Genomic DNA, 11698 nt, shown 5'->3' with positions numbered 1-11698 from the left:
TTAAGATATTTAAAGAAAGAACCGATAGCCGTTTGATATGTTTATAACCGGAAAGAAGCGGAGTGTATTTTTTCTTCAAATGCTTACACCGAACTCACGTCATTCGTATGCGAAAAAAGCTGTTAAAAACGTAAATATTTTTCGCAAACGTATCTATCGCATAACTATCTATCCGTCAGTGCATTACAAAACCTATTGTTTTGCATTCCAAAACCGTAGGTTTTGCACGGTAAAACCTACGGTTTAACAACGCAAAACCTACGGTTTCGCAACGCCAAAGCGATTATATCACTTTTTAACAGAATTATCTTTACATAATTAGACTGAAAAACGCTCACCGGTTCATCAGAGGATTTGCTTAAAAACATCTGCGAGACTACCCGGTTTAAGCTGCTTTCTTACACTGAACTCACGTTTTCCTAAAGTTTTATTTCTTTAAAGCTAAATTGTAATTATAATATTTTGTTATGCCCGTAATATCTTCGAGCACTTCTATGAACGGAGGGAAAATAACATCTTCATGCCTGATAATTCCTTTCGTTTCCAATATCTGCAAACCATTATAAGGCTGTATGAAAGAGTCCAATTCAAAAAACTGCCCTTTCCAAATGAAGGTTTGGCGTATCTTATGAATTGTCTGACGATACGGGTCAGCTTGCCGGAGCAGCGATTCATAAAGATTATTATCTATCTGTCGTTCGGTTTCTACTTGTTCGTTGTTCGGCAATGTCTTTATCGCAGTGCGCACATTGACAGAAATTCCATTCAGTGTGCGGCGACGCAAACGGACTTCGCTGCGCGGGTCTGAAGTAAGATAGGTCTGCGTAATCTTGCTTGTTATTACTTCAGGTATCTCTCCTTTTAAACGAACAATATACTTTCGTTCCTGAATAGCTTGACGTGGAATTTCCAACACATCGGAAATTTCCTGCAAAACCCTTTCGAGTTTGGTTTCAAACTTTTCGTGATTATTGATAACACGTAAATGAGGGTGCCCCGACCACGCATGGATAACTTTCTTGTCGAGTTCGCGTGCCAATTCTATTCCTTCTGTTCTTTCCTTATTCGTAGCCGTTGTATAGAACTGTTCTGCACCATCTGCCGCACTTACCAAGTGCAAAACGGCATCGTAACGAGCGCGCAATGCCTCGTTGTTTGTATTAACCGCAGATGTGATACTTTCCCAAAGAGTAGGTTTCATATAGGCTGAAATATCCATCGTACCGCGGTCGCATACAATAAGAACAGGTTGTTTTATACTTTTCGCCATTTGTTGGAACTTGTCTTCCAACGCTATTTGCATTTCTAAAGTAGCCTTTTCGCCTTCATAAAAGAAGTCTTTATTGTCGGTAAGGTAGTCCATACCCGCCTGCAAGAATAATGTAGGCAGTTCCGGAATAATGAACACTTTGTAGCCAATGCTCGAAAAGTGCTCCATAATTTTCACCAAGGCGGTTGTTTTACCTGCACACGGACCACCTGTAAGTACTATTTTCTTCATAAACACAAATATCTCTTACACTATAATAGAAGCAAAAGCAACATAAACATTACTATCTTCTCCATAAACAGAAAAACCCCTCACACCTGTTAAGATGAAAGGGGTAATTCTATTATAGTACTTTGAAAATCAATCTGTACAAACTCTCTTACGAGAATTTATATTATTCAGCTGCCGGAGCTTCTTCCTCCACTGTTTCGATTTCCTCTACCGAAACCTCAACAGTTTCTTTTACTTCCTCGGCTTTAGGTTCCGGTTGGTTCTCTGCAACAACTGTTACAGGGAGCTTAACTTCAACATCTTTAAAGAAGTGAATAGTTGCTTCGAATGTGCCAACCTTCTTAATATCGCGCATTGTGATAATCTTGCGGTCGATTTCGATACCCTTCTTAGCCAGTTCTTCGGCTACGATGGCAGTATTAACCGAACCGTAAGTTACACCGGTTGCAGATACCTTTGCTTCAATAACCAATTCTACACCGTCGAGTTGTGCAGCACGCTTTTCAGCGTCAGCCTTCTTTGCAGCAATCTTTGCAGCTTGTTGTCTCAAGTCTTCAGCCAATTGCTTCTTTGCAGAAGGAGATGCGATTACAGCTTTACCTGTTGGAATAAGGTAGTTACGGCCGTATCCGCTTTTTACATTTACAATTTCGTTCTTGTAGCCAAGTCCGATAATATCTTCTTTCAGTATAATTTCCATATCTTCAGCCTCCTCTTTTATTTCATCAAATCGGTTACGTATGGAAGCAAAGCAATCTGACGGGCACGCTTAACAGCTTGTGCCACGCGACGCTGATACTTCAAAGATGTTCCTGTGATGCGACGTGGAAGGATTTTTCCTTGTTCGTTCAAGAACTTCTTAAGGAATTCTCCGTCCTTATAATCAATGTACTTAATACCGCTTTTCTTAAAACGACAATACTTTTTCTTCTTAGTGTCGATAGACGGTGCGGTCAAATAACGGATTTCTGTCTTTTTCTGCTCTGCCATGATTAAGCCTCCTTTTTAGCTGCCCATTTAGCGCGACGCTTCTCAGCGTATGCTGCTGAGTATTTGTCTTGCTTAACGGTAATGAAACGAATAACCTTCTCGTCGCGGCGGAAGCCTGTTTCGAGAGTTTTAATAACTGATGGTTCTGCATTGAACTCCAACATTGCGTAGAAGCCTGAAGACTTCTTCTGAATGTTGTAAGCCAACTTCTTGAGACCCCAAATCTCTTCGTTCAAGATTTCAGCACCTTTGTCGGTGAGCAGTTTCTTGAATTTAGCGACCGCTTCCTTCATCTGTTCATCAGACAAAACGGGAGTCAAAATGAAAACGGTTTCGTATTGATTCATACTACTTATTAAATAATTAATTTATTAAAAACATGCATCTCTGTTTTGAAATGCGGTGCAAAAGTACTGCTTTTTTATGAACTAACCAAATGTTTTTCGTACTTTTGCATTCTATGAAAGGATATATGAAATATTTAGGACTATTTTCCGTGTCGGCAGGCATTGTGTTGTTTGCCATTCATATCTTATTAAATGTAAAAGGAAACGGTCTGCTTTTTTCCGGATTAACATTGGTGATAGGCGGAACAATCGCCTATGTAAAATTAGAAAAACGCTCTTAGCGTAGCGCATATTACAAACAAAAAGCTCAATGGAAATGCCCATTGAGCTTTTTGTATTAATGTAAGTCCGACATAAGAAAGCAAGTTAAACAGGCTGTTTTGCAGATGTTTTCTAAGCAGTTCCGCTAATGAAATAGTGAGAGATTTTCAATTTAACTTTGTAATAATAATTCCGTTAAAAAGCGATGACTGCGTTTTGGCATTGCGAAAGCGGCTGTTTTACGATGCAAAACCTACGCTTTTACCCTGCAAAACAGCCGTTTTTGAAATGCAAAACAATAGGTTTTGTAATGCGTTGGCGAGTAGAGGGTTGAGCGATAGTTGCACTTGCGAAAAATACTTACGTTCTTATTGTCTTCTTTTCGTTCTTTTCTCGTTCCTTGAAAAGTGCGTTTTCTTGCCATGGCAATGCTTAAATAAATTTGGCATTGCTCATTTGGCGGAACGAAAACGTTTATAAACAACGTGAGCTCGGTGTGAGAATTTGAGTCCGAAGATACTTCATCTCTGCTTGATTATAAGCATATTTTAAATATCTTATAAATAATGTGCCACGTAATTCTTACATCGAACTCACGTTGTATTATGGTTTACTCTTCGTCCGGTACGATGAGTTTGTATCCCTTACCGTGAATATTGATGATTTCAATCTGGTCGTCAGCCTTCAAATGCTTGCGCAACTTGGTAATGTAAACGTCCATTGAGCGTGCATTGAAATAGTTGTCGTCTATCCAAATTGTTTTCAAAGCATAGTCGCGCTGCAATATTTCGTTAGAGTGTGCGCAAAGCAGAGCGAGCAATTCGTTCTCTTTTGTTGTGAGCTTAGTTGCCTTCTCCGGGTCGTTGTCGAGTGTAAGCAACTGCTTTTGTGTATCGAAAGTAAATCGTCCAATTTGGTATAGCGTCGATTCCTTTGTTCGCTTTCCACGTACACGACGGAGAATTGCTTCAATACGGAATACAAGTTCTTCCATTGAGAAAGGCTTAGTGATGTAGTCGTCTGCACCAATCTTGAAGCCGGCAAGAATGTCTTCTTTAAGCTGCTTGGCTGTCAGGAAGATAATTGGTATCTCTGCGTTTGTCTGACGGATTTCCTGTGCCAACGTAAAACCGTCTTTCTTTGGCATCATCACGTCAAGTACACAGATGTCGTACTTATTCTTCAGGAATGTTCTGTATCCGATTTCACCATCAGGACATAGGTCTGCTTGATAGCCCTTAGCCTGCAAATATTCACTCAACAATGTTCCGAGATTTTCATCATCTTCACATAATAAAATCTTGAAATTTTCTTCCATATCTTTTCTCCTTTACTTTAATTTGTTTATTCTCATTTATCTGTCTAACAGCACAGGCAATATGATTGTGAATTTTGTGCCTTTGCCGTATTCGCTATCTACTCTTATTTCGCCCCCGTGCAAGTCTACCATTCTCTTAACGTATGCCAAACCCAGTCCGAAACCTTTTACATCGTGTCGGTTTCCCGTATGCACGCGGTAGAATTTCTCGAACACTTTCTTCAAGTTCTCTTTCTTTATACCTTGCCCCGTATCGCGTATCGACAGGTATAGATGCTCGTTCGTGTTCCAAGTCTTCAAGTAAACATTCAACGGCTGGTCGGGTTTTGCATACTTTACAGCATTATCCAACAGATTGAATATTACGTTTTGGAAGTGCATTTCGTCTACATACATCTTAGAATCGATTGCATCTATTTCCGTATATACCTTGCCACCTGTATGTTCTACACGCAGTGTAAACGAATGGGCAATGGTTTCCACCATCTCGTTCAGGTCTACATACTTCTTCTTCAGTACGGCTTTCTTGCTGTCGTACATGCTCATTTGGAGCACTTTCTCTACCAAGAAGCGCAGACGCTTGCTTTCGTCGTTCACCACACCGCCAAGATGCTCTATCATTTTGGGCGATTTGGTCAGACTTTTGTCGTTCATCATCTGTGCCGCCAACGATATACTTGCTATCGGTGTCTTCAGTTCGTGCGTCATATTGTTCACGAAATCGTTCTTTATCTCCGAATATTTCTTCTGGCGGAAGATAATAACAATCGTGAAAATGAATGTTACCAACAACACCATGGTGAAGATGATGGACGGAATCATAAAGCGCACGCTCGAGAAGATGTAGCTGTTCATTTCCGGGAAATGCACCTTTACCACGCCCATTCTGTTTGGTGGGTCGTTGCGAAAAAGCACTTGCGAATAGCTGTTCTCTTCCCCATCGCTAACATAGTCAGGACATTTGTACACTTCGCGTCCGTCTTGTGTCAGCACCGAAAAGTGGTAAGGAATATTAATTCCGTTGTTCATCATTTCAGCCTTCAGGTCTTGGTCGAGCATTTTAAAGTTTATACGCTCATTCAAAGGCTTGTCGGAAGCTGCATAAAGAATGTTATAAACCACCTCTTCCAGCAAAGCTTTCTGATAAACGTAGCGATTGCGCACCACTTCCTGCATCTTCCGTTTGGTTACCGAAATGGTTCCCGTGTCATTGCGGAGTATGGTTGCCTTCATTCGCAGCGAGGGATTGCTTTGCGCCAATTTCGATTCAAACGAAGAATAAGAATCGTTTTCATCGGCTGTAGTTGGTGCCTGATGCGTTCCTGCCATACCTTTCCGCTGCGCAGAATCAGTCTTTGCCGATTTCAATTCGTTGTTGTTCACATCTTTCTCCAAGTATCTCAACGTCTCATTGAGTTCCATATTGCGGGAAGCTTGGTAGAGTGCGCGGTTCACCGATTCGTCGAATTGCTCTTTCTTCATCTCTGCCATTTCCTCAATATAATTGAGCTGAAGCAAAAGAAGGGCAAGGAACGAGAGTCCCATTATGACTGCAATTGTCCAAATCGTCTTTTTATTCATATTATTTGCTTGTAACTTACATTGACAGCGTTAAGCTACGCCCATGTAATACTTATATTTCTTTTAACTGAAAGCAAAGGTAATAAATTTCTTAAGCTATTAACAATGAAAAGTTAATTATCACCGCTTTATTTATTTACATTAACTATAATGCGCATTTATAATTAATATTTATCAACCTTAAAAGAAGAAACAGACTCAAATATTACCTTAAAAAGAACTTAAAAGAAGGTAAATTGAGCATAAGAGAGCAGGTTAAGCAAGTAATCTTGCAGATGTTTTTTAGCAAGCCCGCGAATGAAATAGGGAGAGAGGGTTTTCGTTTAACCTTATAAAGATAATTCCGTTAAAAAGCGACAACTGCGTTTTGGCATTGCGAAAGCGGCTGTTTTGAAACACAAAATCTACGCTTTTACCGTGCAAAACCTACGCTTTCGCAACGTAAAATTGAAATTATCATATCTCTTTAGAACTATCTTTATAAAAGCAAAACAAATTTCAATACTTTCCTTTAAATAAATAAGAAAAATAAAATTATCCTCACCACATTGCTACAAGGACTATAATTGTCAGCTTATCAACTCTTATAAATAAATTCATTTCTGCACAATTTCCTGATTTTATTTGTGCATTTAAGAAATATTGTTTATATTTGCACTGAATTTTAAAATAACAGTGTGTGCCACAAAAAAATAACTTAGAAATGTATAATTCTTTTTTATTTAATAACAGCATAGACGAGTTGCAAGAATACAAAGATTTTCATGCAACTTTTAACTCATTATATTTGGTTAACTCAAATATTTTGCTAACACACACACACACACACACACACACACACACACACACACACACACAGGCGCACCGTCGCTAAACTCTTATATTTATATTTTAATGTACGCGCGCGAGGAAACTCGCGCACAATCCGACAAGCACAGGATTTCTTGGGAAGTCCTGTGCTTGTCGGATTGTTATCTCAAGAAGAATAAAAAGAAAAAATAACAACGAGTAAGCATAAATTATCCATAAATAAAATCAGATGAAATGAAAGAAAGTCAAGTATTAAAAAGGGCTTATATAAAGCCTAAAACAGGGATTGTAATTGTAAGGACGAACTGCCACCTGCTCGATGCTTCCGTTCCGGGTGGACACCATTCCGCTCCCGACGATGAAGTACTGAACGCTAAAAAGACAGGCTTTTTTGACGACGACTTGTTCACAGACAAGAAGGTGTGGGAAGATTAGAAATTTATTTAAAACAAGAAAACAGAAAGAAAATGAAAAATTATCATTCATTAGTTTTATCCGCGATTGCCTTGCTCGCATTTGTCGGATGCTCGAATAACGATACTGTACAAGACGAAAATGCTCAGAAAAGCGAGGATTTAACGGGATTGACGGAGTTTGCCGTCAAAGAAACAGCTACTCCTACCGCCACCCGAACAATGGGTATTTACAGCGGTTCAGGCATAGACTTCTATTGGACAGCGGGCGACAAGCTGTGGATAAACAATACGGCAGTTACGCCAGCTTTGATACAAAGCTCGAAAGACAACATCACGGGCAAGAGCGCGACAGCCAAGTTCTATTTTACCGGTACATACACTGCCCCGAGTTACCAAGTCCGCTATACGGGTAACGGCAACACGGTGGGCGACAAAGTAACAATAAAGTCTGTACAAAACCAAGCAGCCCCCAATGATGGCTCTCACATTGGTACAGACGGCGACTGCGGTACAGCTATAGCTACACAGAATGGTGCAAGATACGATTTCACACTCTCACATAAAGCATCGTACTTAACGTTTACCCCTTATTACAGTCACGGCTTCGCTCCCGAAGTCAAGGTTACACAAATCAAGGTAACAGCTGACCAGTCCATAGCTGGAACATACGATTTCGACGATGCAGGAATTAAAACAAGCAGTGTCGTTTCTTCTTCCAAGAGCATCATACTCACGCTCAATGGTGGTGGCGATAACGGATTTGAGATACCGTCGGCAGAAGACTATACAAAGAATGCCGCCATTATGGTACTTGCTCCCGGAACTTACACCAACTTCACGGTGGAATATACTCTTTACGACCAAATTACCAAGATTCGCGGAACTGTTTCCAAGAGATACGGTACATTGAACTTCAACGAAGGGAAGAACAAAAAGGTGGCAGCAAACTTAGATGTCATAAACCGTGGCGATAAACTTTATATGTGGGATGCACAACAAGATTACTGGTATGGATACGAAAGCGAGCAACCACTTATCAACGAAAATGCAGGCACCCACTATCCAAAGAGCAAGACGACCGACCCTATGCGTTGGTATAACGATGTCAATGCTCCCTATAACTCATCTGTTACTGCCACAGGCAATGCTTCCAAATGTCCTAATGCCAATGAAATGGCGTGGTATGTTCTCGAAGGAGACCCACACTGGAGGGGGACAGACTTTTCTCGTTTGCCAAGCATCTATGGATAGGTGGCATGTGGTTTAAAAAGAAAGCTATTATCAAATCGGCAAACAATTTGAGCGATGAAGACATGAAAAATAAGTGTAAGAATATAGATTATCGCTCGTATCGTCCAAGTGACAAAAATTGGGCTCTTAAAAATGAAACGATAGCAATAGGTGCTCCAACCAATATGAACCATTACTTCTTCCTGCCCGCCATCGGTTATTTTTATAATGGCAAGTTCTATTCAGGTAGTAAAATTCCAGGTAATCAAAATGGTCGATACGGCGATTATTGGACTGCTTCAGCTTCCAATATCGACAACGATAATCGTAATGCTTTCAACTTGGCATTTAGAGAGAATGTCGCCGGTATATACATAAGTATTCGTGACAAAGGTGCTATGACAGTTCCTTTTGAGTAAGTTGCAAGAGAGCTTTGCTCTTTGTAATGAAACTTGGGCACAACATTTAACCAAGCCTCACCAATCAGTACGGTGAGGCTTGGCGTTTTATTTTTATGGACATTACCTTTCTCCGGTGTCAGTAATACGATAAATTACGTCTTGAATTTGCATTGCGTTATTAATGCTGAAAGCCTTGCAATAAAAGCAAAAGGCGTCCGCACTTGTGGGTGCAGACGCCTTTTTAGTAATGAATAATGTCTTTATTTGCCGGTTCAACAACTGTTTCTTATCCGAAATCGTCGAAGCGAATGGCGTCTTTCTCTACGCCAAGGCTGTCCAAATAGTCGGTAACGGTCTTGATAAGCATAGGAGGTCCGCAGAGATAATACTCGCAATCTTCCGGTGCTTCGTGGTCTTTCAGATAGGTTTCGCAAATACAGTTCACGGCAAAACCTTGATAGTATTTCACGCCTTCTGCATCTGCTACCGGGTCGGGACGGTCGAGCGACAGGTGCATGTGGAAGTTGGGATATTCCTTTTCAAGCTCCCAGAAGTCTTCAAGGAAGAAGGCTTCGCTCAACGAACGAGCACCATAGAAGAAGTGCATCTCACGGTCGCGGGTGTGCAACGTCTTCAACATGTGCATTATCTGGCTGCGCAATGGTGCCATGCCGGCACCGCCACCAATCCATATCATTTCCTTGCCCGATGTGTAGTTAGGCGCAAACTCGCCGTAAGGTCCGCTCATCATAACCTTGTCGCCGGGTTTCAGCGTGAAGATATACGACGAACCGATACCTGCCGGTACATTTTGAAAACCTACTTGTGGGCGTGGCAGGAACGGCGGCGTAGCAATACGCACCGTGAGCGTAATAATGTCGCCTTCGGCAGGATAGTTTGCCATTGAGTAAGCCCGCACGGTATCTTCGGGGTTAGTGGCTTTCAGAGAAAACATATTGAAGTTTTCCCATGTTGGAAGGTATTCCTTACCGATAAATTCCTTGTCGAAGTCCTTGTCGTAGTCGATGCAGTCGTACTTCGGAATGCGTATCTGTGCGTACGAACCCGGCACGAAGTCCATGTGTTCGCCCGGAGGAAGTGCCACCTTAAATTCCTTGATGAACGACGAAACATTCTTGTTGGAAATAACGGTGCATTCCCATTCCTTAACGCCCAATATGGATTCAGAAACTTTTATAGAGAGGTCGCCCTTCACTTTCGCCTGACAGCCGAGACGCCAGTGTTCTTTTATCTCTTTGCGAGAGAAGTGTGGGCGTTCCGAATCGAGGATTTCGCCACCGCCTTCGAGCACCTGACACCTGCACTGTCCGCAGCTTCCCTTACCTCCACACGCAGAAGCCAAGTGGACGCCGTTCTCGTTGAGTGTTGCCAAGATGGTGGTGCCCTGTTCTACTTCTAATTCTTTATCGCCATTGATAGTTATCGTAACCTTTCCGCTTGGACTGAGATATTTTTTTGCAACAAGAAGAAGAACAACCAAAAGAAGGATTGTAACTAAGAAAACAGCAATGCTGTATAATATAAACTCTGCCATTTTTGATATTAAATTTTAAGTCCTGAGAAGCACATCATAGCCAAAGCCATGAGTCCTACGGTGATAAAAGTGATGCCAAGACCCTGCAAAGGCTTGGGAACATCGGAATATTCCATTTTCTCGCGTATAGCACCCATCAGCACAATGGCAAAGAGCCAGCCGATACCGGAGCCGAGTCCGTAGATGAGAGCGTCCCAAACAGAACCGATGTACTGAGAACTTGAGGGGTCGAGCCCGATGCGCTGCTGCATGAAAAGGCTGGCACCCATGATGGCACAGTTTACGGCGATGAGCGGAAGGAAGATACCTAACGCCCCATAGAGCGACGGCGAGTATTTCTCGACAGCCATTTCCACCAACTGAACAATGCCGGCAATAACGGCAATGAAGAGAATGAAACTGAGATAAGAAAGGTCTACGCCTTCTATCAAGCAGTCGGGACCGAGCACTTTTGTTTGCAAAAGGTAGTTTACAGGCACGGTAACAACCAGCACGAAGGTAACGGCAGCACCGAGTCCGAACGATGTCTTAACGTTTTTAGATACGGCTAAGAACGAACACATTCCAAGGAAGAATGCGAATATCATATTGTCCACGAAGATGGACCTGAAGAATAGACTTAATAAATGTTCCATAATTATTTTTCTTCTTCTTTATAGAAATATGCACGATGAACCCATATAACGCAGCCAACAAGTATCAATGCCATGGCAGGCATTGCCATCATACCGTTGTCTACATAGCCCATATCGTAGAAACTCTGCGGAATAACCTTGAAGCCAAACAGGGTGCCACGACCAAAGAACTCGCGAAAACCACCTACCAACACAAGGATAAGCGCATAGCCCAAACCGTTTCCGATACCGTCGAGGAAACTTGGCCAAGGCTTGTTCGTCATGGCAAAGGCTTCCAAACGTCCCATAAGAATACAGTTTGTAATAATCAAACCCACGTAAACCGACAGCTGGACGCTTACATCGTAGGCATAAGCCTTCAATATCTGACTGACAATGGTTACAAGAGCAGCCACAACAACAAGCTGCACGATGATGCGAATGCGGTTGGGAATGGTTTTACGAATAATGGAAACTATCACATTCGAGAAGGCTGTAATAATGGTTACCGCCAGTCCCATGACGATAGAAGGTTTCAGCTGCGAGGTAACAGCCAAAGCCGAACAGATGCCTAACACCTGTATCAGTACAGGATTGTCAAGATTCAGTGGGTTAATGAAAACCTCTCTATTTTGTTTTGAGAACAAACTCATAATCTTTCTGTTTTGTATTAA

At 41.7% G+C, this 11698-nt stretch carries 13 protein-coding genes; 4 read left to right on the top strand and 9 right to left on the bottom strand.

Annotation, left to right across the window (positions count from 1 at the left end; translation table 11 throughout):
* Nucleotides 1-427: 427 nt before the first annotated feature.
* From JCM15124_RS06660 to rpsF, 4 genes are all read right to left on the bottom strand, one after another.
* Nucleotides 428-1501, bottom strand: a complete 1074-nt coding sequence (locus JCM15124_RS06660; RefSeq protein ID WP_024998797.1) for an AAA family ATPase — start codon at nucleotides 1499-1501, stop codon at nucleotides 428-430.
* Between the two features lie 163 nt (nucleotides 1502-1664).
* A complete protein-coding gene (rplI, locus tag JCM15124_RS06655; RefSeq protein WP_024998796.1) occupies nucleotides 1665-2201 on the bottom strand; it encodes a 50S ribosomal protein L9 in 537 nt (178 codons plus the stop codon).
* Nucleotides 2202-2218: 17 nt separating this feature from the next.
* Entirely contained in the window at nucleotides 2219-2491 is a 273-nt protein-coding gene (gene rpsR, locus JCM15124_RS06650; RefSeq protein ID WP_004364847.1) for a 30S ribosomal protein S18, read from the bottom strand.
* Between the two features lie 2 nt (nucleotides 2492-2493).
* Complete coding sequence (gene rpsF, locus JCM15124_RS06645; RefSeq protein ID WP_024998795.1) at nucleotides 2494-2838, bottom strand: 30S ribosomal protein S6; 345 nt, start codon at nucleotides 2836-2838, stop codon at nucleotides 2494-2496.
* Nucleotides 2839-2963: 125 nt separating this feature from the next.
* On the opposite strand from rpsF, the gene JCM15124_RS13585 reads away from it, so the two are divergent.
* A complete protein-coding gene (locus JCM15124_RS13585; protein WP_198019128.1) occupies nucleotides 2964-3119 on the top strand; it encodes a hypothetical protein in 156 nt (51 codons plus the stop codon).
* Nucleotides 3120-3709: 590 nt separating this feature from the next.
* Here JCM15124_RS13585 and rprY read toward each other — a convergent pair.
* Together rprY and JCM15124_RS06630 are read right to left on the bottom strand one after the other, a co-directional pair.
* Complete coding sequence (gene rprY, locus JCM15124_RS06635; RefSeq protein WP_024998794.1) at nucleotides 3710-4417, bottom strand: response regulator transcription factor RprY; 708 nt, start codon at nucleotides 4415-4417, stop codon at nucleotides 3710-3712.
* A 36-nt stretch (nucleotides 4418-4453) separates the two neighbouring features.
* Nucleotides 4454-5998, bottom strand: a complete 1545-nt coding sequence (locus JCM15124_RS06630) for a sensor histidine kinase (protein ID WP_024998793.1) — start codon at nucleotides 5996-5998, stop codon at nucleotides 4454-4456.
* Nucleotides 5999-7042: 1044 nt separating this feature from the next.
* Here JCM15124_RS06630 and JCM15124_RS06620 point away from each other — a divergent pair.
* Genes JCM15124_RS06620 through JCM15124_RS16535 form a run of 3 tightly spaced genes read left to right on the top strand, consistent with a single transcriptional unit; the run spans nucleotide 7043 to nucleotide 8873 of the window.
* On the top strand, nucleotides 7043-7243 hold the full coding sequence (locus JCM15124_RS06620; protein ID WP_024998791.1) for a hypothetical protein: 201 nt from the start codon (nucleotides 7043-7045) through the stop codon (nucleotides 7241-7243).
* A gap of 32 nt (nucleotides 7244-7275) precedes the next feature.
* Nucleotides 7276-8475 carry a hypothetical protein gene (locus tag JCM15124_RS13580; RefSeq protein ID WP_232220109.1) on the top strand — a complete coding sequence of 400 codons (1200 nt, stop codon included), beginning with the start codon at nucleotides 7276-7278 and terminating at the stop codon, nucleotides 8473-8475.
* A gap of 47 nt (nucleotides 8476-8522) precedes the next feature.
* Nucleotides 8523-8873: a hypothetical protein gene (locus tag JCM15124_RS16535; protein WP_232220108.1), complete on the top strand. Its 351-nt coding sequence runs from the start codon at nucleotides 8523-8525 to the stop codon at nucleotides 8871-8873.
* 268 nt (nucleotides 8874-9141) lie between these two features.
* On the opposite strand, the gene nqrF is transcribed toward JCM15124_RS16535, so the two are convergent.
* The 3 genes from nqrF to JCM15124_RS06600 are packed head-to-tail and all read right to left on the bottom strand — an operon-like array spanning nucleotide 9142 to nucleotide 11677.
* Nucleotides 9142-10410 (bottom strand): NADH:ubiquinone reductase (Na(+)-transporting) subunit F, encoded by a 1269-nt coding sequence (gene nqrF, locus JCM15124_RS06610; protein ID WP_024998790.1) that lies wholly within the window; start codon nucleotides 10408-10410, stop codon nucleotides 9142-9144.
* Nucleotides 10411-10418: 8 nt separating this feature from the next.
* Complete coding sequence (gene nqrE / locus JCM15124_RS06605) at nucleotides 10419-11045, bottom strand: NADH:ubiquinone reductase (Na(+)-transporting) subunit E (RefSeq protein WP_014708360.1); 627 nt, start codon at nucleotides 11043-11045, stop codon at nucleotides 10419-10421.
* 2 nt (nucleotides 11046-11047) lie between these two features.
* Nucleotides 11048-11677: an NADH:ubiquinone reductase (Na(+)-transporting) subunit D gene (locus JCM15124_RS06600; protein WP_024998789.1), complete on the bottom strand. Its 630-nt coding sequence runs from the start codon at nucleotides 11675-11677 to the stop codon at nucleotides 11048-11050.
* Nucleotides 11678-11698 lie beyond the last annotated feature (21 nt).

It is taken from the genome of Prevotella falsenii DSM 22864 = JCM 15124 (genome assembly GCF_000613945.1).
GTDB lineage: Bacteria > Bacteroidota > Bacteroidia > Bacteroidales > Bacteroidaceae > Prevotella > Prevotella falsenii.
The sequence above is the reverse complement of the archived record's forward strand: the minus strand, read 5'-3'. Positions and strand labels throughout refer to the sequence as shown.

Excerpts from the sequence above, each read along its gene's own strand:
- JCM15124_RS06660 (WP_024998797.1), bottom strand. The coding sequence starts at position 1,501 with ATGAAGAAAATAGTACTTACAGGTGGTCCGTGTGCAGGTAAAACAACC.
- rplI (WP_024998796.1), bottom strand. The coding sequence starts at position 2,201 with ATGGAAATTATACTGAAAGAAGATATTATCGGACTTGGCTACAAGAAC.
- rpsR (WP_004364847.1), bottom strand. The coding sequence starts at position 2,491 with ATGGCAGAGCAGAAAAAGACAGAAATCCGTTATTTGACCGCACCGTCT.
- rpsF (WP_024998795.1), bottom strand. The coding sequence starts at position 2,838 with ATGAATCAATACGAAACCGTTTTCATTTTGACTCCCGTTTTGTCTGAT.
- JCM15124_RS13585 (WP_198019128.1), top strand. The coding sequence starts at position 2,964 with ATGAAATATTTAGGACTATTTTCCGTGTCGGCAGGCATTGTGTTGTTT.
- rprY (WP_024998794.1), bottom strand. The coding sequence starts at position 4,417 with ATGGAAGAAAATTTCAAGATTTTATTATGTGAAGATGATGAAAATCTC.
- JCM15124_RS06630 (WP_024998793.1), bottom strand. The coding sequence starts at position 5,998 with ATGAATAAAAAGACGATTTGGACAATTGCAGTCATAATGGGACTCTCG.
- JCM15124_RS06620 (WP_024998791.1), top strand. The coding sequence starts at position 7,043 with ATGAAAGAAAGTCAAGTATTAAAAAGGGCTTATATAAAGCCTAAAACA.
- JCM15124_RS13580 (WP_232220109.1), top strand. The coding sequence starts at position 7,276 with ATGAAAAATTATCATTCATTAGTTTTATCCGCGATTGCCTTGCTCGCA.
- nqrF (WP_024998790.1), bottom strand. The coding sequence starts at position 10,410 with ATGGCAGAGTTTATATTATACAGCATTGCTGTTTTCTTAGTTACAATC.
- nqrE (WP_014708360.1), bottom strand. The coding sequence starts at position 11,045 with ATGGAACATTTATTAAGTCTATTCTTCAGGTCCATCTTCGTGGACAAT.
- JCM15124_RS06600 (WP_024998789.1), bottom strand. The coding sequence starts at position 11,677 with ATGAGTTTGTTCTCAAAACAAAATAGAGAGGTTTTCATTAACCCACTG.